This is a genomic window from Streptomyces sp. P6-2-1, from assembly GCF_050613165.1.
In the GTDB taxonomy this organism is placed as follows: Bacteria; Actinomycetota; Actinomycetes; order Streptomycetales; family Streptomycetaceae; genus Streptomyces.
In genome coordinates this window covers 2,331,597-2,351,449 of the sequence record NZ_CP192513.1, presented here as the reverse complement: position 1 = coordinate 2,351,449, position 19,853 = coordinate 2,331,597, and the positions used below count along the sequence as shown (strand labels likewise).

The 19,853-nt window shown below is 74.7% G+C and carries 18 protein-coding genes; 6 read left to right on the top strand and 12 right to left on the bottom strand.

Going from position 1 to position 19,853, the window contains the following annotated elements:
* Nucleotides 1-213 precede the first annotated feature (213 nt).
* Genes ACQYWQ_RS10145 through ACQYWQ_RS10130 form a run of 4 tightly spaced genes read right to left on the bottom strand, consistent with a single transcriptional unit; the run spans nucleotide 214 to nucleotide 5,390 of the window.
* Nucleotides 214-1,563 (bottom strand): AAA domain-containing protein, encoded by a 1,350-nt coding sequence (locus tag ACQYWQ_RS10145; RefSeq protein WP_431033928.1) that lies wholly within the window; start codon nucleotides 1,561-1,563, stop codon nucleotides 214-216.
* The gene (locus tag ACQYWQ_RS10140; RefSeq protein ID WP_431033926.1) at nucleotides 1,560-3,146 is read right to left on the bottom strand and encodes a hypothetical protein; all 1,587 of its coding nucleotides are present in this window, start codon (nucleotides 3,144-3,146) and stop codon (nucleotides 1,560-1,562) included. The genes ACQYWQ_RS10145 and ACQYWQ_RS10140 overlap by 4 nt, the downstream gene beginning before the upstream one ends.
* Entirely contained in the window at nucleotides 3,146-4,396 is a 1,251-nt protein-coding gene (locus ACQYWQ_RS10135; RefSeq protein ID WP_431033924.1) for a hypothetical protein, read from the bottom strand. Before ACQYWQ_RS10135 ends, ACQYWQ_RS10140 begins: the two co-directional genes overlap by 1 nt.
* The gene (locus ACQYWQ_RS10130) at nucleotides 4,317-5,390 is read right to left on the bottom strand and encodes a phosphatase PAP2 family protein (protein WP_431033922.1); all 1,074 of its coding nucleotides are present in this window, start codon (nucleotides 5,388-5,390) and stop codon (nucleotides 4,317-4,319) included. Before ACQYWQ_RS10130 ends, ACQYWQ_RS10135 begins: the two co-directional genes overlap by 80 nt.
* Before the next feature lie 335 nt (nucleotides 5,391-5,725).
* On the opposite strand from ACQYWQ_RS10130, the gene ACQYWQ_RS10125 reads away from it, so the two are divergent.
* Nucleotides 5,726-6,328, top strand: coding sequence for a histidine phosphatase family protein (locus tag ACQYWQ_RS10125; RefSeq protein ID WP_431033920.1), 603 nt, complete (start codon nucleotides 5,726-5,728; stop codon nucleotides 6,326-6,328).
* Between the two features lie 103 nt (nucleotides 6,329-6,431).
* On the opposite strand, the gene ACQYWQ_RS10120 is transcribed toward ACQYWQ_RS10125, so the two are convergent.
* Nucleotides 6,432-7,931: a hypothetical protein gene (locus ACQYWQ_RS10120; protein WP_431033919.1), complete on the bottom strand. Its 1,500-nt coding sequence runs from the start codon at nucleotides 7,929-7,931 to the stop codon at nucleotides 6,432-6,434.
* 322 nt (nucleotides 7,932-8,253) lie between these two features.
* On the opposite strand from ACQYWQ_RS10120, the gene ACQYWQ_RS10115 reads away from it, so the two are divergent.
* A complete protein-coding gene (locus ACQYWQ_RS10115; RefSeq protein WP_431039132.1) occupies nucleotides 8,254-8,640 on the top strand; it encodes a hypothetical protein in 387 nt (128 codons plus the stop codon).
* Between the two features lie 192 nt (nucleotides 8,641-8,832).
* On the opposite strand, the gene ACQYWQ_RS10110 is transcribed toward ACQYWQ_RS10115, so the two are convergent.
* Nucleotides 8,833-9,687, bottom strand: a complete 855-nt coding sequence (locus ACQYWQ_RS10110; RefSeq protein ID WP_431033917.1) for a spermidine synthase — start codon at nucleotides 9,685-9,687, stop codon at nucleotides 8,833-8,835.
* Between the two features lie 201 nt (nucleotides 9,688-9,888).
* Between ACQYWQ_RS10110 and ACQYWQ_RS10105 the strand changes: the two genes are divergently transcribed.
* Complete coding sequence (locus ACQYWQ_RS10105; protein WP_431033915.1) at nucleotides 9,889-10,710, top strand: response regulator transcription factor; 822 nt, start codon at nucleotides 9,889-9,891, stop codon at nucleotides 10,708-10,710.
* Between the two features lie 7 nt (nucleotides 10,711-10,717).
* On the opposite strand, the gene ACQYWQ_RS10100 is transcribed toward ACQYWQ_RS10105, so the two are convergent.
* Nucleotides 10,718-12,397 carry a bifunctional aspartate transaminase/aspartate 4-decarboxylase gene (locus ACQYWQ_RS10100; protein WP_431033914.1) on the bottom strand — a complete coding sequence of 560 codons (1,680 nt, stop codon included), beginning with the start codon at nucleotides 12,395-12,397 and terminating at the stop codon, nucleotides 10,718-10,720.
* Nucleotides 12,398-12,834: 437 nt separating this feature from the next.
* On the opposite strand from ACQYWQ_RS10100, the gene ACQYWQ_RS10095 reads away from it, so the two are divergent.
* Nucleotides 12,835-13,875: a LacI family DNA-binding transcriptional regulator gene (locus ACQYWQ_RS10095; RefSeq protein ID WP_431033912.1), complete on the top strand. Its 1,041-nt coding sequence runs from the start codon at nucleotides 12,835-12,837 to the stop codon at nucleotides 13,873-13,875.
* A gap of 250 nt (nucleotides 13,876-14,125) precedes the next feature.
* Here the strand turns inward: ACQYWQ_RS10095 and ACQYWQ_RS10090 are convergent, their stop codons facing one another.
* The 3 genes from ACQYWQ_RS10090 to ACQYWQ_RS10080 form a co-directional block, all read right to left on the bottom strand.
* Entirely contained in the window at nucleotides 14,126-14,788 is a 663-nt protein-coding gene (locus ACQYWQ_RS10090) for an endonuclease (protein WP_431033911.1), read from the bottom strand.
* 11 nt (nucleotides 14,789-14,799) lie between these two features.
* Entirely contained in the window at nucleotides 14,800-15,411 is a 612-nt protein-coding gene (locus tag ACQYWQ_RS10085) for a DNA polymerase ligase N-terminal domain-containing protein (RefSeq protein WP_431033909.1), read from the bottom strand.
* Nucleotides 15,412-15,635: 224 nt separating this feature from the next.
* Nucleotides 15,636-16,091 carry a MarR family winged helix-turn-helix transcriptional regulator gene (locus ACQYWQ_RS10080; protein WP_431033908.1) on the bottom strand — a complete coding sequence of 152 codons (456 nt, stop codon included), beginning with the start codon at nucleotides 16,089-16,091 and terminating at the stop codon, nucleotides 15,636-15,638.
* Nucleotides 16,092-16,221: 130 nt separating this feature from the next.
* Here ACQYWQ_RS10080 and ACQYWQ_RS10075 point away from each other — a divergent pair, with 130 nt between their 5' ends.
* Entirely contained in the window at nucleotides 16,222-17,697 is a 1,476-nt protein-coding gene (locus ACQYWQ_RS10075) for an MFS transporter (RefSeq protein WP_431033907.1), read from the top strand.
* A gap of 157 nt (nucleotides 17,698-17,854) precedes the next feature.
* Here the strand turns inward: ACQYWQ_RS10075 and ACQYWQ_RS10070 are convergent, their stop codons facing one another.
* Nucleotides 17,855-18,241 (bottom strand): DUF4267 domain-containing protein, encoded by a 387-nt coding sequence (locus tag ACQYWQ_RS10070; RefSeq protein ID WP_431033905.1) that lies wholly within the window; start codon nucleotides 18,239-18,241, stop codon nucleotides 17,855-17,857.
* A gap of 114 nt (nucleotides 18,242-18,355) precedes the next feature.
* On the opposite strand from ACQYWQ_RS10070, the gene ACQYWQ_RS10065 reads away from it, so the two are divergent.
* Nucleotides 18,356-18,931 carry a TetR/AcrR family transcriptional regulator gene (locus ACQYWQ_RS10065; protein WP_431033904.1) on the top strand — a complete coding sequence of 192 codons (576 nt, stop codon included), beginning with the start codon at nucleotides 18,356-18,358 and terminating at the stop codon, nucleotides 18,929-18,931.
* Between the two features lie 128 nt (nucleotides 18,932-19,059).
* On the opposite strand, the gene ACQYWQ_RS10060 is transcribed toward ACQYWQ_RS10065, so the two are convergent.
* Nucleotides 19,060-19,671 carry a TetR/AcrR family transcriptional regulator C-terminal domain-containing protein gene (locus tag ACQYWQ_RS10060; RefSeq protein WP_431033903.1) on the bottom strand — a complete coding sequence of 204 codons (612 nt, stop codon included), beginning with the start codon at nucleotides 19,669-19,671 and terminating at the stop codon, nucleotides 19,060-19,062.
* Nucleotides 19,672-19,853: the final 182 nt, after the last annotated feature.

Here is a 19,853-nt window from a genome sequence, read left to right as displayed (position 1 = left end):
ACCCGGCACCCGGCACCCGGCACCCGCGCCCGGACACCCGGCACCCGGGCCCGGAAACCAGGCCCCGGACCCGCAGGCCCTTCGGCCCCCCCGGCTCGCAAGCCCCCAAGCCCCAAGTCCAAGCCCCAAGCCCTGGCCACCAAGCCCTGGCCACCAAGCCCTGGCCCCCAAGCCCCGAGCCGACTGAACCCCGCCCCCGTTCACGCCCGCCCCTCACACCCCCACCCGATGCTCCCCCAACCTCGCCAGCACCGCGTGATGCGCCTCCCACCCGTCCGGGAACCGCAGCTCGACCCCCAGCCGCACCGGCTCCGTCGAAGGGTGCGCGTCGAGCAGTTCGGCGACCCCCGCCCTGCACACCACGAGGCACGCGTGCCGGTGCCGTGAGGTGAGCACGCACAGGCGGCCCGTCTCCAGGTGGAAGGCGGTCGCGTCCGGGCGGCCCGAGAGCGGGTGCAGGACCACGGTGACGTCGTACTCACGGCCCTGGAGCCGATTCGCCGTGTCCACGGTGACGTCCGTGACGCCGAGCGCGGCCAGCGCCTCCCGTACCGCCGCGGCCTGGTCGCGGTGCGCCGTGCCGACGGCGATACGGGCCGCCGTGAGCGGCACCGGGTCCTCGCCCGGCGAGACCGAGGTGCCCTCGCGGTCCAGGAGCCGCCGTACGAGCCGCGCGATCGCGGTGACGGCCTCGGGGTCCGTACGGGGCGTGAGCTTCGCGGGGAGTTCGAGCAGCCCCCAGCCGCTCGCCGCCCCCTCGTCGATCACCGCGTCGTACGGGGACCCGTCGCCGGGCCCGGCGAAGCCGAGGTGCCGGTCGCCGGGGCCGGTACCGCTGCGGAACGGCGTGTACGGGTAGAAAGCCTCGCTGACCAGCGGCGCCGCCGACGCGGGCAGCCGCCAGGAGACCGGCAGGCGGTGCTGCGGGAGGCCGGGGTTGTGCGCGAGGAGGGCGGCGACGGCGGAGGCCGAGGGATCGTGGGCGAGCCCCGCCCACTGGTCGGCGCCGACGAGTGCGAACGGGTCGAGCTGTCCCGGGTCGCCGACGAAGAGGGCACGCTCGAAGAGGCCGGCGACGGCGAGCAGCGCGTCCGAACGCATCTGGTACGCCTCGTCGACGATCGCGTGCGGCCACGGCTCGACCTCGCGCACGTGCGCCCACTTCGCCGCCGTCGACACGACGACGGGCAGTTCCGCGAGATCGCCGACGCGGCTCGACTTCACGACCTGCGTGTGCGCGTCGAGCGCGGCGTCGTACGCGTCCTGGTCGCTGCTGTGCAGGCGGCCCACAGGCAGCTCGGGGTCCTTCGCGACGAGCCGCAGCACGAGGTCGTCGACCTGCGCGTTCGTCTGCGCCACGATCATCAGTCGCCGCCCGGCCGCGACGAGTTCGCGCGCCGCGCGCACGACGAGCGTGGACTTCCCCGCGCCGGGCGGCGAGTCCACGACGACACCCCGGTGCGTCCCGTGCAGCGTGTCAGCGAGGATCGCCTCCGTCGCCCGCGCCGCCTCGGCACCCGGGTCGAAGACGGCCTCCGCGCAAGCCACGGCGTCGTTCGTCACAGCACGTCCTCCTCGGTCACCGCGTCCGCCGCCTCGGCCACGGAGGCGGGCGGCCCGCCGTGCGTCCACGGCGTCGCCTCCGCGTCCGGCAGCCCCGGCCCCGGCCGCTGATCGTGCGGGAACAGCGTGAAGCACAGGGTCTCCCCGGCCACGGGCACGGACCCCGCGTCCGGCTCCGCGCCCCGCCCCATCCGGTCCCGCACCGTGAGCAGCAGCGCCCCGTCCTCCGTGCGGCCCGTGACGTCGCAGGTCTGCGGCTTCCCTTCGAGTACGCGGAACACCGGCGTCCGTTCGGCGAGTTGCGGCAGGTCATCGGTCCGCACGGTCAGGACGGGACGTGGTCGTGGCCTGCGGCCCTCGGTGTACGTCATCTCGACGGACTCGACGCGGCCGTGGAACGCCTCGCCCGCGAGCCGCCGTTCGGCCATGACGAGCGGGTCGTCGAGGGCTTCCTGCGCGTCGAGCCGCGCCTGCTCGCGCTCGCGCGCGGCGAGCTTGCGCGCGGCGGTCACGGCGTCGTCGCGCCGCGGCTGCGGCGGCTCGCCCGCCGCGAGGCGGTCGCGGTGGCTCGTGTACGACAGCCGGTCGCGCGTCCAGCGCTCCCGCGCGTACGGGGCCTCGGGGAGCGTACGGAGCAGGTCCAGCCCGTGCCACACGGCGTCCCACGTGGGCCGGGTCGCGCGCAGGACGAGCTGCCCGATCGCGTGCTCGGCCTCGTGGAGGGCGCCGAGGAGCGCGTCGGCGCGCTCGGGGTCCTCGGCGGCGGCGAACCGCAGGCGGGCCGCGTCGTAGCGCTCGATCGCGGGGGCGAGGAGCTTGTTGTCGAAGGCGGGATCGGTCGCGGGCCCCGCGGGCGGGTGCCGCAACTGCCCCTGCTCGTCCCTGTCCAGCTCGGCGGCGAGCGCCGCGGCGGCGCCGTCGCTGCCCTCGGGCGGGTCGAGCCAGCCGAGGAGCGCGCCGAGGTGCTGCTCCTCCATGCGGCTCTGCCCCGTCGCCCAGTGCCGCCCGAGCAGCCCCGTCATCGGCAGCAGCAGCGCCGAGCCGGGCACCCGCGCCCGCTCCCCGAAGTGCGTGAGCCACCGGCCGAGCAGCGGCACGCGCGCGGGCGCGGGATACGGCTCGTCCGGGTCCTCCTCGGCGGTCCGCCGGAACCGCATCGAGCGCCCGAGCAGCCGCACGAACTCGACACCGGCCGTACTCGGTACGAGCAACTGGGGCGCGTCCCTGCACAGTTCGGCTTCGACCGTGATCTTCTTGCCGCTCTCGGGATCGGTCTCCTTGCGCTCGACCGTCTCGACGTCGCCCGCGAACGACTCGACGTAAGGGAGCACTTCGGCCGCGAGCGCCGCGAGGAAACCGAAACGCAGCTCACGGTCGCGCGGCTGCGGCACGTACAGCAGCCGGGGCCGCTCGCGCGCGGTCCCGACGAGCGCGCCGAGCGGGGCGCCCGTCTCCCCCGCCGTGGTGAGCGGGACGAGGACCAGGGGGCGCTCCGACAGGTGCCGGTGCAGGCGCGTGGCGAGCGGCTGCGCGCGCCCGGCACGCACCGCTTCCAGCCGGGCCAGGGTGGCGATGAGCGACATCAGGCCGCCTCCCCGGCGCGGGCCTCGTCGGCGGCGGTACGGGCACGGGGCGCCCCGAAGGAAACGGCGCCGCCGGGCCCCGTACCCGTACCGCCGAAGGAGCCGGAGCCGAGGCCCGAGGCCTCCAGCGCCTCGCCCCGCAGCCGGTGTGCGCGCCGCAGGGCAGCGACCGCGGGGTCCGCCGGGTCGCCCGTCTCGCCGTGGGCGGCCGCGAGGACCGCGCCGATCGTCGCGAGACCGCCCAGCTCGCCCCGTACCGCCCGCCCGAGCGCCGTCACCTCGTCGTCCGAGCGCGCCGACGCCCGGCAGTGGAAGGCGAGTTCGCACGCCGAGAGGCACTCGGGGGCGTACGCGGCGGGCACGGCGGCGACGGCGGCGCGCAGCTCGTCGGCGGGCAGCGCAGGGTCGAGGACCGTGCCCTCGGGGAGCGCGGCGAGCAGCTCGGGGACGCGGGTGAGGCGGGTGAGCTGGCGACGCGTGACGGAGAGCTGCTTGCGGACGTCGACGGGCGCGGCCGTGGGGAGGTTGGAGAAGTCGCGCGGGCAGACGAGCAGCGCCTTCTCGCGCACGCGCGCCCCCTCGGGGGCCAGCCCCTCAAGCGCCAGTACGTACACCGCCGACTGCCGTGCCGCCGCGCCCACCTTCGCCGGGTCGGCGGCCCCGTCGATCATCGGGAACGACTTGATCTCGACGACCGTCCACGTGCCGTCAGGGGCCACGACGACCGCGTCCGGCTCCAGATACGCGGGCGAGCCCGCCACGTCGAGCACGAGCATCGGGTGGTCGAGCAGCGTCCACGCCTCGCGCCCGGCCGCCTCGCGCAGCGCCCCGGCCGTGCGCGCCGTACGTGCCTCGGGGCCCTGTGCCGCGAGATCGGGTACGTGCCGGGTCGCGGGCGTCGGCTCGGGGCCACCACCGAGCAGCGCGTGTGTGAGGCGCAGGAGTTCGGCGCCGCCGTCCGCCTTGACCCGTGCCTCGAAGGCGTTGCCGCGCATGAAGGCGAACTGGGACTGCCCGGCGTCCGAGGGCGCGCCGAGCGTGGTGGCGAGCGCGTTCTTGTCGATGCCCGCGCCGTCGAGCAGGGCGCGGCGGTCGCAGCCCGGGTTCGCGGCGAGCGCGGCGAGCGCGCGGGCGTCGAGCGGGCGTGGCTCCGTCCCGGGTCCGCGCAGCTCAGCGAGCCGCCGCCGGAGCCCCGCCGGGGTGCTCGGCCGGGGTCCTGTGCGAGGGTCGTTGCTGGGGTATTCGCTCACCCGGCGAAGTCTCGCATTCCCCACTGACAACAGCCCCACCACCGACACTCGTGCCGGTCCCCGCGCTGCCGCCGCCGGGGGTCCCGCCCGTGGCCACCGTGTACGCCGCCCCGCCCGCGAGCAGCGCGGGGCGCAGCTGCCGCGGCAGCCGGGGCCGCAGCCACTCCCGTACCCGCGCGGCGCCGCGCAGCACCGGGCGGGTCAGGAGCGCGCCCGCGCCCATCACGGCGGCGCCCGCGAGCGCGTCGAGCAGGTAGTGGTTCGCCGTGCCCATCACGACGAGCGCCGTGATCGTCGGGTACGCGATGCCCACGGCCCGCATCCACCGGGTGCGCGCGTGGCGCCACAGCAGGAAGCCGCACCACAGGGCCCAGCCCACGTGCAGGCTCGGCATCGCCGCGTACTGGTTGGTCATGCCGCCGAGGCCGCGCGGCGCGCTCGCCTCGCCGCCCCACCAGCCCCAGTTGCTGAACTGCGCCATCGTGTCGACGAAGCCGTGTCCCGCGGCGAGCAGCCTGGGCGGGCACGTGGGCAGGAACGTGAAGCCGACGAGGCCGATGAGCGTGGAGGTCATCAGCCAGGTGCGGGCCGCGCGGTAGACGGTGTGCCGGGCGCGGAAGAGCCAGATCAGCACGAGCGGCGTGACGACGTAGTGCAGCGAGGCGTACCAGAAGTCGGCGGGGACGCCGAGCCAGGGCTCGCGGGTGAAGAGGCGGTTGAGCGGGTGTTCGAGGTTGAGGCGGAGGAACTTCTCCAGGCGGAGTATCGCGAGGCCGTGGCCTATCGCGTCCTGCACGTCGCCGCGGGCGAAGAGGCGGCCCGCCGAGTAGACCCCGTACAGAAGGGCGAGCAGGCATATCTCGCTCCACCAGCGCAGCCGCACCCCTCGCGGGGCGGCGACGGGTATCCGGGAGTCCGCGGGCTCGCGGTCCCCACCCGGTTCCCGGCGTACGGGGCCGGGCCCGCGTGGGGCCGGGGCCTCGGTCTGCTGCATCCGTTCGTTCTCCTCGCTCCGCTTCCAGGCCGGGTGCCCGCGCCCGCCGCACCCAGACCTCGCCCCGGCGCGGCGGCCCACTTTACGTACGGATGCGGCCCTTGTGGCGGGGGTGGTCCCTTCCTCGTGCGATCCTCGCGCTTCACGCGGGCTTACGGGGCGGTTCTCCCGGGGTTTCCCCGAAAGGATCACGTCGGGGGCGAAGAACGGGGGGACACCGCCCAAGCGGGACGAACCCGCGCGGAGCGGGCGCGGGCGGCTGCGCGATGATGTGTCGGCGCGCCGTCGACCCGTACGCCCCGCGCCCGTCCCCACCCGTACAGGAGAGCCCCGTCATGTCATCGCCGTCCGCCGCCCGTGTCCTGCTCGTCCGCCACGGGCAGACCGCCTGGTCCCGCTCCGGGCAGCACACCGGGCGCACCGACATCCCGCTGCTCGACGACGGCAGGAGGGACGCGGCGCTGCTCGGCAAGCGGCTGCGCGGCGTCGAGGGGCTGGAGGACGCGGTGGTGCGGACCTCGCCGCTCGCGCGGGCCGCCGAGACGTGCGACGTCGCCGGGTTCGGCGGGCGCGCCGAACCGTGGAACGCGCTCATGGAGTGGGACTACGGCGCGTACGAGGGACTGACACCGGCCGAGATCCAGGAACGCGAGCCCGGCTGGTTCCTGTGGCGCGACGGCGCTCCCGGCGGCGAGTCGGTCGGTGGGATGACGGAGCGTGTGGACTCGGTCGTGGAGTGGGCGCGCGCGGTGGGCGGCACGGTGGTGCTCTTCGCGCACGGGCACGTGCTGCGGGCGGTGTGCGCGCGGTGGCTGGGGGAGCCGCTGGACTTCGGGGCGCGCATCCGCCTGGCACCGGCCTCGCTGTCGGTGCTGGACTGGGCGTACGGCCGCCCGGCGATCGACGTCTGGAACGACACGGCCCACTTGGCGGGGTGAGCCCGGGCACGGGCGCGTGGCGGGACCCCGCAGTGCCCGTCGCGCGCGGGGGGCGGTGTGCTGGGGCCGGGGCACCCGGGTCGGCGCGCTCGGGCCGCCCCGCTCACGCCGCCGCCAGGAAGCTCGCCACCTCTCCGCTTCTCCCGCCCCCGTACCTGGCCAGGCGACCCCGGGTCGTACGCAGCAGCTCGTCGATGCGCGAGGAGCGGACGTCCCGGCTCAGGAGGCGCAGGACCGCCCGGCCTGTCGCCGCCGCCTCCTCCGGGTGGTCCGAGGCGCTGAGGCTCTGGGCGAGTTCGGCGGTGTAGAGGGCCTGGTTGCGGGTCAGGTGCGGGGTGCGCGTCGCGGCGTGGGAGGCGGCGCGGCGGGCGTGGGTGAGGGCGCGGGGCCAGTCGCCGAGGCTGCTCCAGCACTGCGCTTCGAGCCAGTCCAGCTCCGCTTCGCTGTAGAAGGACAGGAGCCACTCCGGGTCGTCGGGCCCCGGGCCCTTCGCGTAGAGCCGGTGGCCGCGGGCGAGCGCCTCCTCGCAGGCGGCGCGGTCCCTGAGCGCCGCGCGGCCGCTCGCCTCGCGCAGCGCGAGCAGCGAGGCGAGGCGCGGAGCCGCGAGCCGCCGCGCGGCCCGTGCGCCGGCCTGGGCCGCGAGCACCGCCTCACGCGGGTGCCCCGCGTCGCGCGCGAGGAAGGCCGAGTTGCAGAAGGCGTGTGCCTCCAGGCCCGCGTCGTCCGCGAGACGGGCGGCGGCGAGCGCTTCCCCGTAGTGCGCACGCGCGTCGGCGACGCGGCCCGAGTCGTGCGCGAGCCAGCCCACCGAGAGGGACAGCTCGCCCGCCGCCGCGTGCAGTCTGTCGCTCGTGGACTGCCGCGCGGTGCCCGCGTCGAGGAGCGCGTGGGTGGTACGGAGCACTCCGGCCGCCTCCTGGAAGAGACGGCCGGCGCCGTGCCTGTCGTCGATGCGCCTGATCTCCCGTACGGCCTGCTCGACGGCGGCGGCCTCCCGCTCGCCCGCCCGCTGTCCCGGGACCGTGGCGATACGTGGTGCGGCGGCCGCCGTACCCGCCGCGCCGAAGAGCCCGGTCGCGAGCGCGCCGGCCGCTGCCGCCCCTGAACCGATGAACGCGCGACGGTGCACGTCGCTCTCCTCGTCGTACGGGTACGGCTCGCCGTCGTCGGGCGCGTGCCGGCGCTTGGCCGCCCGCTGCGCGCCCGGTCGCGGCGGCGCGTACGGCGGATGCTGGCCGGGGGGCGCGGGGCGAGCCGCTCTGCGCCCCCGTACCGTCTCGCGCGGAGCGAAACCGAGGTCACTGAGTGTGTGCCCGGGAAACAGGTGCAGGAACACTCGTTCGTAGGCGTAATTCGGGCAGCGGATCTCGCCGGACTCGACGCGCCCGATGTACCGGGCGTCGCACGAGACCGATTCGCCGATCTCGCGTCCCGCGCGCCGCACCCGTGCCGCGAACTCGCCAGGCGAGAGCGGACCGCGCAGGGCGCGGAAGACCGTGTTGGGCCGTGGCGCGCGCTGCTTCGGCACCTGCGGGGGCGTGGCGGCACCCCGCTCTCCCGAAGGCTCCTGGAACGAAAGCGGTTGCGGTGCCGACGAGGTCATGACCGGCCTTTCGTGCGGTACGGGGCGGGGCGTGGCGGCCGTCGAGCCGTGGCCACTCGTGTTCCGACGGAGCAGAAAGATACCCGCTGTGACCGAATCGACACAGGGGGTTTCGTCGAGGTCAGAGGGAGGGAGCCATGATCCGCCATGAAATGCCATGCTTCGCGGCGGTGTCGTGCCGTAGCCCCTGACGCGGTGTGCGCGTTGGACGGTGCGGGGAACGAGGAGCCGTGCCCCCAGCCTGTCGGCCGGGAGGCACCCCAGGCTTCGCAGCGACCAAGGAGGGGTTCCCGTGCCGGAGTCCACTGCGTCCACCGATCCGATGTCCGCCCAGCCGCCGTCGGGCCCGCCCGCCTGGGACCTCGTCACGGTCCCCGTGCGGCAGGGCCTCGAAGCGGTCGACATCCTGCGCCGCAGCACACCACTGCTCGGTCCCGTCGTGCACGACGCCCCGTGCGAGACGCTCGGCTTCGTCGTCCCCGAGGGGACCGCGCGCGGCTGGGACGTCCCCGGCAGCGCGTGTACGGAGACGGCGGGGCGAGGGCTGCGGCTCACCACACCACCGGACGCCTGCGGGCACACGGGCAACGCGACGGGTACGTGGCTCCTGCCGCCCGAGGAGAGCGGCGAGTCCACGGACCCGGCGGTCCTGCGCCACGCGCTCGGCGAGGCGGCCCGCACGATCGAGGCGGCGGACGGCAGGCGCTGACCACCGGAGGGCGCCGACGGCGCCGGGTGACGGCGGCCGGTGCCCGGCGTCCGGTGGCCGCCACGCCGCCACCGGTGCTCGCCGCCGCGCACCCCTGGCCCGCACCCCGCGGCCGCCCCGCGCCCGCACCCCGCGGCCGCCCCGCGCCCGCAGCCGTCGTCCCCGCGCCCGGCCCCTGCTCCCCCTGTTTCCCTACTCCGCGAACACCCCCGCGGGCGGGGCGGGGGACCGTTTCGCCGAGGCGTCCCGCACCACCGCCGCGCCACCCGCGAAGTCCCGGAGCGCGCGGCCGTGTTCGACGCGGCCCGGGTGGGGGTCGGAGGCGACCGCGCGGGTGTAGGGGGCGAGGGGCAGCGGCGTGGCCGAGGCCGCGAGGACCGCGTTGCCGAAGCGCTTGCCGCGCAGCACGGCCGGGTCGGCGGCGAGGGCGAGTTCGGGGAAGACCTCGGCCGCCGTCGCGATCTGGCCGCGCAGGAAGGCGAGCGGCGGCCCGTCGGTGAGGTTCGCGACGTACGTGCCCGAGGCGGCCAGGACGCGGCGGATCTCGCCGAGGTACTCGGCGCTCGTGAGGTGCGCGGGCGTGCGGGCGCCGGCGAAGACGTCCCCGACGACCAGGTCCGCCCAGGCGTCGGGGAGCTTGGCCAGCACCTCGCGCGCGTCGGCGGCCCGTACCCGTACCCGCGCCTGCGGGTCGAGCGGCAGGTGCTCCCGTACGAACGCGGTCAGCTCCGCGTCGACCTCGGCGACCTGCTGCGTCGAGCGCGGGCGGCTCGCCGCCACGTACCGCGCGAGCGACAGCGCCCCGCCGCCGAGGTGCAGGACCCGCAGCGGGCGCCCCGCGGGGGCGATCAGGTCGGCGAGGTGGCCGATGCGGCGCTGGTAGGCGAAGTCGAGGTGCTGGGGCGCGTCGAGATCCACGTACGACTGCGGTGCCCCGTCCAGCGTCAGCGTGAAGGCCCGCGCGCGCCCGCGTTCCGGGACCAGCTCCGCGTGCCCACCGGCCACCTCGGCGGTGAGCCGCCCGGCCTCGCTCCTCTTCCGTGCCATCCGGGCATTTTACCGGGGTCGCGCGACGATCCCGCAGGTCACGCCCGGGCGCACGCGCCCGCACGAGCCGTACCCTGGCGGCTCCCGGCGCGGAACACCACCCGTCCCACCCTCCCCTATCGCGTCAACATCACGCCCGCCAGGGCCGTTTGGGCCCTTGTGGGGGACCTGCGCGGACCGGATGGGCTACCGTCCCTGCCTATGGCGCGTGTGCTCGTGGTGGAGGACGACCAGTTCGTGCGTTCGGCCCTGATCCGGCACCTGTCGGAGGCCGCGCACGCGGTGCGCAGTGTCGGCACGGCGCTGGAGGCGCTGCGCGAGGTCGCCCAGCACGAGGTGGACCTCGTCGTCCTCGATCTCGGGCTCCCCGACCTGGACGGCGCCGAGGCGCTGCGGATGCTGCGCGGCCTCACCAACGTGCCCGTCATCGTCGCGACCGCCTGCGAGGACGAGGCCGAGATCGTCCGCCTCCTCAACGACGGCGCGGACGACTACCTCGTCAAGCCCTTCTCCGCCGGCCACCTCCTCGCCCGCATGGCCGCGGTGCTGCGCCGCTCCCGCCCGGGCCGCGAGGAGCCCGCCGGGGTCCTCACGGTCGGCGGCCTGCGCGTCGACCCCTTGCGCCGCCGCGCCGAACTCGACGGCACCGTACTGGAGCTGACGCGTCGCGAGTTCGACCTCCTCGCCTTCCTCGCCGGGCGCCCCGGCGTGGTCGTCCCGCGCCGCGAACTCCTCGCCGAGGTGTGGCAGCAGTCGTACGGCGACAACCAGACCATCGACGTACACCTGTCCTGGCTGCGCCGCAAACTCGGCGAGACGGCGGCGGCCCCGCGCTACCTGCACACGCTCCGGGGGGTCGGCGTGAAGCTCGACCCCCCGCCGGTGCGGAGCGACGTCCCGCCGGTGCGGAGCGACGTCCCGCCGGTGCGGAGCGACCCCCCGCCGGTGCGGAGCGACCCCCCGCCGGTGCGGAGCGACGTCCCGCCCGTGACGGGCGAGGCGCCGTCCGTACGCACCGTGTGAGCGCGCGTCAGCTCCCCGACCGCTGCCGCCACTCCTCGGCGTACTCGTCGAAGACGGCCCGCACGTAGTGCCCGATCCGCAGGTAGTCGAGGTCGTCGAGGTTCGCCAGCGAGACCCGTACCGACCACTCCGGACCCTCGAACCCGCCCCCGTTGAGGAGGACCACGCCCGTCTGCTCGGCGAGGCGGAAGAGCGGGTCGATGGGCTCGTAGGTGTCCTGGAGCCAGCGCGCGAAGGCGGGGCCGCGCATGCGTTCGGCCTCGGCGAGGAGGTCGAGTTCGATGTAGTACCCGGCTCGCAGCGGGTCCTCGGCGATCTTCATCTCGGCGCCCTCCAGGAGCAGGCGGAGGCGGTCGGCGACGACCTGCCGGACGCGGTGCTTGTACGCCCGGCCCTCGTCGAGCAGGCCGAAGAGCGAGAAGAGTGTCATGAGGATCTGCTGCGGGGTCGAGAGCCCCGCCGTGTGGCGGAGCGCGACGTCGCGCGAGTCGGCGACCAGGCGGTCGATGAAGCGCATCCTCTCCGGTTCGAGCGTGAGCGTCCCGTACCGCTTCGCGAGCCGGTCCTTCGCCTCCCCGGGCAGGGCGGCGATGCGCCGGTCGATGACGTTGTCGTCATGGAGCGCGATGACGCCGAGCCGCCAGCCCGTCGCCCCGAAGTGCTTCGCGTACGAGTACACGAGCAGCGTGTGGTGCGGGAGGTCGGCCGCGAGCGAGGTGAAGCCGTCGACGAAGGTCCCGTACACGTCGTCCGTCACGACGACGAGGTCCGGATTGGGTCCCGCGACGATCTCCTTGAGCTGGTTCCTGACCCGCTCGCTCAGCGCGAGGGACGGCGGGTTGCTCGGGTTGACGAGGCACACGAGCGTGATCGAGGGATCGGCGAGCTTCGCGACCTCCTCCTCGGGGTAGCGCCACTCCCGTACCCCGTCCTCGGCGTACATGCTCGCGCGCACGAGGACGACGTCGAAGCCGAAGGTGTCGAGCGCGGGGATCTCGATGTACGGCGTGAAGACGGGCACCATGAGCGCGATGCGGTCGCCCTTCTTGACGACCTCGTTCTTCCGGAGCGAGTCGAAGATGTAGCAGATCGCGGCCGTGCCGCCCTCGGTCGCGAAGAGGCTCACGCCGCCTTCCGGCAGTGTGCCCCCGTACATCTCCTCGCCGAGGTAGCCGCGGATGATCCGCTCGGCGCACGGCAGGACGCGGTCGGGTACGGGGTAGTTGTCGCCCGTGACGCCGTCGGCGAGTTCGTGGACGAGCGTGTCCTTGTCGAGCCCGAAACGCCGCAGCGCCTCGTCGACGCACCGCTCCAGGAGTTCCACACCCGGCAGGCCAGGGTGGCGGCGCAGGAACGAGTCGAAGCGCCCGCCCGCGCCGTGCGCCTCGGGCATCCCGCCGAGGTTGTCGGCCGTCCACACGCGCCGCGACTCCTCCAGGGCGAAGTAGCCGAGGGCGTGGAAGGCCTCGCGCGGCCCGGTCGCGACCCAGTTCGGGTTGCCGCGGCCCGCGTTGAGCATCTGCGTCTGGGAAGTGCCCTTCTGGCCCGGCTCGTCCGCCTGCTTGTGCTGGGCCAGGTCGATGAAGACGTTCCTCAGCTCGAACGGGCTGAGCCGCCCGTACCGCCGGATCTGCTCGCGGCTGTAGCCGGAGGAGTGGCCGACGGCGCGGGACGCGGGCTGGTTCATGCGTACTCCTTGGAACGGTGAGGGCTCGGCGGTTCAGCGGGACGAGGACCGCGCCGGGGAACGGCGGCCGCCCCCCGGCCCTCGCCCTCGCCCGGGTGCGGGTTCGTGCCGCGGTGGAGGAAGCCGGACGGCAGGAACCCCTGCGCCCCACGAACACCGTCCTGGCGAGGAGATCCCCACGCGCTCAGCCGGGGGAAGCGAAGGGAATACCGGGCATAACGGAGAAATTAGCAGTGCGCGCCGGGGGCGGCAGGGGGCGCGCGGAGCGGAAGGAGGTACGCGGCGGGGCGGGGCGGTACGGGCACGCGGCGCCGTACCCGCGGGGCCCGGCGTCCGGACCCCCCTCCCGCCGCGCGCGCCCCATGCGCACAATGGGCGCGCGCGGGTGTGCCGGTGTCGAGGCGCCCGTACGGCAGGGCGAGTGGCGGGAGAGTGCGATGACGCGGGTGAAGCGGGGCGCGGGGCGGCCGACCCTGGAGGAGGTCGCGAGCCGCGCGGGCGTGGGGCGCGGCACGGTCTCCCGGGTCATCAACGGCTCACCGAAGGTCAGCCCGCAGACCCGCGCCGCCGTCGAGGCGGCGGTGCTCGAACTCGGCTACGTGCCGAACACCGCCGCTCGCGCCCTCGCGGCGAACCGCAACGACGCCATCGCGCTCGTCGTCCCCGAGCCGCAGACCCGCTTCTTCGCGGAGCCGTACTTCTCCGACATCGTCCTCGGCATCGGCAGCGCGCTCGCCGACACACCGCTCCAGCTCCTCCTCACCTTCGCGGGCGGCGAACGCGAACGCGGCCGCCTGGCCGGATACCTCGACGCGCACCGCGTCGACGGCGTCCTCCTCGTCGCCGTCCACGCCGACGACCCGCTCCCCGACCGCCTCGCCGAACTCGGCATGCCCGCCGTCATCAGCGGTCCCCGCTCCGCGGCCGAGACCCTTCCCTCGGTCGACTCCGACAACTACGGCGGCGCGGTGGCGGCCGTCCGCCACCTCCAGAGCCGGGGCCGCCGCCGCATCGCCCACATCACGGGCCGCCTGGAGGTCTACGGGGCCGAACGCCGCCTCGCCGGCTACCGCGCCTCGATCACGGGCGAACCCCTCGTCGCCGAGTCGGACTTCACGGAGGAGGGCGGCCGCCGCGCGATGGCCGAACTCCTGGACCGCGCCCCCGACCTCGACGCCGTCTTCGCCGCCTCCGACCTCCTCGCCTCCGGCGCCCGCCACACCCTGCGCGCCGCGGGCCGCCGCATCCCCGAAGACGTCGCCCTGATCGGTTTCGACGACAGCGCCATCGCCCGCCACCTCGACCCGCCCCTGACCAGCGTGAGCCAGCCGACCTCCGAAATGGGCCGCGTGATGACGCGGATGCTCCTCGACGAGATCGCGGCGCGAGGCCCGGGGGGCGTACCCGCCGCCGCGGAGGGGGCGGGCGGACGGCAGACGGTGCTTGCCACACGGTTGGTGGTGCGCGAGTCGAGCTGAGCGTCCGCGCGGGCCGGGCGGGGCGGGGGGCGGTTCGGGGGCGCTTCGCCGAGCGGGTCCCCGGCCGCCGCGTCCTGACCCTGCGGGCGCGGCAGGTGCCCGGTCCCGCTCGCCGCCCGCGCCCGGCCCGACCGCTCGCCGCCCGCGCCCGGCCCGACCGGTCGGCGAGGCGCGTACGGCGGCGTTCCCGTGCGCGGGCGAGGCCCGCCGTTGCCCACCGGGTTCAGCTCCCGGGCCCGCGTGCCCGGGTTCAGCTCCCGGGCCCGCGCGAGGCGTGCTCCTTCACGTCGTCCACCACCTTCTTGTCCAGCGCCGCCCGGACCAGCGCCGCCGCGAACGTCGCCGGGTCGTCGGTCAGGCGGGCGAGGCGGCGGGGGTCCTGGGGGAGGTCCAGGCGGGCGGCGCCCTGGAGGGCCTTCGCGTCGAAACGGGGGGCGTATTCGGGCCAGACCGCTTGGGCCTCGCGGAGGAAGATGTCGACGCCCGTGGGGCCGATGCCCGGGACTTCGCGGAGTTCCGACGTGAGGGCCCGCGCGTCGCCGTTCGCCTTGTCGCGGGCCTTGCGCAGGTCTCCCGACCATTCCGCGCGGATCAGGTCGGCGCCGTCGCCCAGTTGCGTCGCCGTGCGTTCGTCGTAGCGGCGGTAGTGGCCCTCGCCCAGCGCGTCCACGCGCTCCTGCCAGCTCGCCTCCTCCATCGCCTTCGGCGTGCGCAGGCCGTGCGCGAAGAGCGCGCGGGCCGCCGCCGTCGCCACGTCGGCGCGGATACGGGCGGACAACAGCAGGCTCAGGACGAGGAGTTGGTAGAGCGGTTGCGGGGTGTCGCGGAGCGTGATGTCCGCGTCGGCCGCGTAGGTCGTGCCATGACGGTCCAGGAGGGTCGCCGCGGTGCGGGCTTGGGTCGTACGTGCCACGGGTCGTCCTTTCACTCCTCGTCGGCCACCTGGCCGAGCGTCCTTCCGGTACGGGCCGAGCGGGCGCGGTGCGGGTCCGGGGTGCCGTGACCCTCGCCGGGGCGCAGGCCCTTCTCGCGTGCCTTGATCAGGAGCCACGCCTCCTCGCCCTTGCCGCCCGTGCGGAAGCGCGTCAGCGCGTACTCGCCGTGGAGCTTGTCGCCCTCCAGGCGGAAGGTCGCGTGGCCGGATTCCAGCGCCTGGTCGAAGGGGAGCGGGTGCCCGCGCTTGTCGTGGCTCAGCGGCTCGTACGTGCCCTGGTCCCAGACGAGGACCGTCCCGCCCCCGTACTCGCCCTTCGGGATCACGCCCTCGAAGGTGCGGTACTCCATCGGGTGGTCCTCGGTGGGGACCGCGAGGCGCTTGTCGCGCGGGTCGTCCGAAGGGCCCTTCGGCACCGCCCAGGACTTCAGGACCCCGTCGACCTCCAGACGGAAGTCGAAGTGCATCCGGCGGGCGTCGTGGATCTGGACGACGAAGCGCGGGCGGGCCTTGCCGTCCGCCGCGAGCGATCCCGGGCTGCCCGACGGTTCCTTGGTACGGGCGAAATCGCGCCGTTCGCGGTACGTGCCGAGCGGTTCCATGTGCGGGCCCCTTCCGGCGGAGGCGGCGGTCCCCGTGTCCAGCATGACGCGTACGGGCCCGTCCCGCCTGCGGGCGAGCCCGCGCGCAGGCACGCGGGCGGGCCCGCGCGTGGAGGCACGCGTGCGAGCCCGCGCGTGGAGGCGCCCGGGTACGCGTGCCGGGGCGCGTCGAGAGCCCGGACGGGGTGAAGGGGCGCGACGCGCTCCGGCCGGAGCGGCTTCGGTCAGGGCCGCGGCCAGGACCGCCCGCTCAGCCGCTCGATGTCCGTGTTGAAGCGCCGCAGGTAGGAGGCGAAGGCGGCGATGTCCTCCTCCGGCCAGTCCTTCATGACGCGGTCCAGTGAGGCGATCAAGCCCTCGCGTTCCTCGGCGAGTTGGCGTTCGCCCTCCGCCGTGAGGCGGAATTTGCGGGCCATGCCGCCCGCCGGGTCGGGGATGCGCTCGATGAGGCCCGCGCGGGTCGCCGCCGCGGTCTGGCGGTTGAGGGTCGAGGCGTCGAGGCCGAACGCCTCGCTCAGTTCGCCGATCGACATCGGGGTGCCCTGGACGTCGATACGGCTCAGCAGGAGGTAGGCGCTGCGGTCCATGAGGCCGTCCTGGCGGCGGCCCCCGCCTCTGGCCAGGTAGCCGTGTCTGCTCAGCAGCAGCTGTTCGTACTCGACCTCGGCCGTCGGCCGCACGTCTCACCTCCGCACCTCACTGGGCCTCCATCCTCCCACGCAGGGGTCCACGCGACTCCGGCATGTGCACGTTACATGTCGCATGTACGATGCACAGCCTCCGTACTCCGAACAGCCCGAGGACTTCCCCATGAGCACCGTGGACACCGCCGGTACCGCCACGTCACCACCCCACAGCAAGGGCGTGGTCGCCACCCTGGCCTTCGCCGGGATCGTCGCGGCGATCATGCAGACCCTCGTCACGCCGCTCCTCGCCGACCTGCCGCGGATTCTGCACAGCAGCGCGGGCAACACCGCGTGGGTCATCACCGTCACCCTGCTCACGGGCGCCGTCTGCGTCCCCGTCGTCGGGCGCCTCGGCGACCTCGTCGGCAAGCGCCCGATGCTGCTCATCTGCTGCATACCGCTCATCGCCGGGTCGGTCGTCTGCGCGCTCTCCTCGTCCGTGCTGCCGATGATCGTCGGGCGCGCGCTCCAGGGCATGGGCATGGGCGTCCTTCCGCTCGGCATCGCGCTGCTCAGGGACGTCGTGCCCGCCGAGAAGCTGTCCTCGTCGATCGCGCTGGTCAGCGCATCGATGGGGATCGGTGGCGGGCTCGGCCTGCCGATCGCGGCCGCCGTCGCGCAGTACGCGAACTGGCGCGTCCTCTTCTGGGGCTCCGCGGTCCTCGCCGCCGCCGTCACCGCGCTCCTGTGGTTTCTCGTCCCGAACGTGCCCGCGGGGGCGCGCGGCCAGCGCTTCGACCTGCTCGGCGCGCTCGGCCTCGGCGCGGGGCTCGTGTGCCTGCTGCTCGGCATCTCCAAGGGCGCGGACTGGGGCTGGGGCTCGGCCACGACCCTCGGCCTGCTCGGCGCCGCGGTCGTCGTGCTGCTCCTGTGGGGCGTGTGGGAGACCCGTACGCAGGACCCCGTCGTCGATCTGCGCACGACCGCGCGGCCCCGCGTCCTGCTCACCAACGCCGCTTCGATCTTCACCGGCTTCGGGATGTACGCCTCGATGCTCGTGCTGCCCCAGCTGCTCCAGTTCCCGAAGGAGACCGGGTACGGGCTCGGGCAGTCGATGCTCGCCGCGGGGCTGTGGATGGCGCCGGGCGGGATCATGATGATGTTCGTCTCGCCGCTCGGCGGGAAGCTCTCCAACGCGCGCGGACCGAAGTTCACGCTGGTCAGCGGCGTACTCGTGATCGCGGCCGGGTACGGGCTCTCGCTGCTGCTCATGGGCTCCGCGTGGGGCGTCATGATCGCGCTCATGGTCATCAACAGCGGGGTCGGACTCGCGTACGGGGCGATGCCCGCGCTCATCATGGGCGCCGTGCCGCTCTCCGAGTCGGCCGCGGCGAACGGCTTCAACGCGCTCATGCGCTCGCTCGGCACGTCGATCGGCGCGGCGGTCGTCGGGGTCGTGCTCGCGCAGCTCACGACCGACTTCGGCGGGCACGCGCTGACGTCCGAGAACGGTTTCAGGACCGGGCTGCTCGTCGGCTGCGGGGTCGCGCTGCTCGCGGGGCTCATCGCCGCGGCCATTCCCTTCAAGCGCGAGGCGGAGGGGCCGCGCACGACCGGCACGGTACGGGTGGAGAGCCGGGAGGTGGCGGTCGAGGGCTGAGCCCGTGTCCCGCGACCCCGGGGCTGTCTGACGGCCACTCATGACGACGGGGGCGCCCGGAGCCGGTTCGTACGGCTTCGGGCGCCCCCGCCGCGTACTCCGCCCCGCCGCCCGCGCGCACCCCCGTCACGCGCCGGCCGCCGGGGCGGGGCGTGCGTCAGGACAGCAGCAGGACGATCCCCGCGGCTGCCGAGACGGCCGCCGTGGCGCCGTGCACGCCGAGGTACGCCGAGGCCCGGCCCCCGCCGAAGCGGACCGCGAGCGCGTCGGCGGCCGCGGCGAAGGCGCCCGCCAGCGTCATCCAGCCCGTCAGGTGGTCGCTCGCGCCGAGCAGCGCGATCACGAGCATGAGCCCGAGGGTGATGTCGCGGTTGCCCTTGACGGAGCCCCAGGCGCGCAGAGCGGGCAGCTCGGTGGGGGTGTCGGGGATGCCGAAGTCCGCCACGGCGCGCGGGGTGAACTGGAAACGGACCCCGATGAGCACGATCCCGACGGCGATCACCCAGACGAGGACGGTGGCGGTGGTGGTGACGGCGGTAGGCATGGCGGACGTTCTCCCCCTTCGGCGGGCGCCGACCGTGTGTCGAGCGCCGCTCTCTTCGCTAGCGATGCTAGACGTAGCGTTGGCCTATTGTCTAGCGGCGCTAGAATATGAAGCATGTCCATCACAGGGAACCGTCGCGAACGGGAACGAGCGGAGCGCCACCGGCTGATCCTCGCCGTGGCAAGGGAGTTGGCCGAGACCGAGGGCTGGGAGGCGGTCACCACGCGCCGCCTCGCGGAACGGGTGGAGTACAGCCAGCCCGTGCTCTACAGCCACTTCAAGGGAAAGGACGCGATCGTCGAGACCGTCGCCGAGGAGGGTTTCGCCGAACTGGGCGTGCTCCTGCGCCGGGCGCGGGCCGAGGCGGGACCCGGGCGGCCGGGGCTGCGGGCGGTGTGCCGCGCCTACCTGGACTTCGCCGTCGCTCACGAGGCGCTCTATCAGGCCATGTTCGTCATGCCGACCGGGCTGAAGTTCGCCAGCGAGGAGACGCCGGAGGCGCTGCGCGACACGTTCCACGCCTTCGTCGAGGCGCTGCCCGAGGAGACGGAGACGCGGGAGGGGCGTGCGGAGCTGCTGTGGGCGGCGCTGCACGGCATCTCCGCGCTGTCCGCGACGGGGAGGGTCCCCGCGGAGGCCGGGGAAGCGCGCCTCGACCTGCTGATCGACGGGATCGTGCCCGGGAAGTGAGCGACGGGGACCGCGCCGGTGCCCGCCCCGCCCCACGAGGCACCGGCCCGGCCCCCTCGGGCGCGTCCGGCGATTTTCCGTGCTCCGTCGCTCGTGGGGGCCGCGGGATGGCTGCCGGGCCGGTGCGGTCAGCCTGCGGTGGCGAGTTCCTGGCGGATTCCGTTGAGGAGCAGGCGCAGGCCGTAGAGGAAGCGCTCCTGCGGATCGGCGTCGAAGGCCGCGAGGGCGACGCCGTCGGCGAGTCCGGCGAGGGCGTCCATCTTCTGCGGCCATGAGCCCTCGTCGACCAGGCCCGCGCGGGACTGCTCTTCGATCGTGTGGCCGATCACGTAATGGCTGACCGCCGTGACCGCCCAGGCCGCCTGCTGGGGAGGCAGCCCGGCTTCGAGGAGCAGGGCGGCGGAGGTGTTGCCGAACAGGACGGTGTGCGTACCGGCCGTGTAGGAGCCGGCCACGACGCGGGCGCCGTCGCGGTGGCGCAACAGGGCGTGCCGGAGCCGGCCGGCCAGGATCAGGCCGCGTTCGTCCCAGGGCCCGGGTTCCAGCGTGAGGTCGATCGACTCCAGGATGCGCTCGGCCATCGCGTCCAGCAGTGCCTGCTTGCCGGGGAAGTGCCGGTACAGCGCGCTGGCCCGCACCCCCAGCGCGTCGCCGAGCCTGCGCATGGTCAGGTCGTCCAGCCCCGTGTCGTCCAGCAGGGCCAACGCTCCGTCGACCACGTTCGCCTTCCGCAGCAGCATCCCGACCGCTTTCCGTCGTCGTGTGCGGCCCGGCCGGTGCCGGGGCCGGTCCGCGACAGATTCTCCACGCCCGGAATCGGTTGACACCCGGCTGCACCCATCCTAACGTGAACACCGTTCACCGTGAACATTGTTCACTCATCGGCATGCCCATGCCCATGCCCATGCCCGTGCCCATGCCC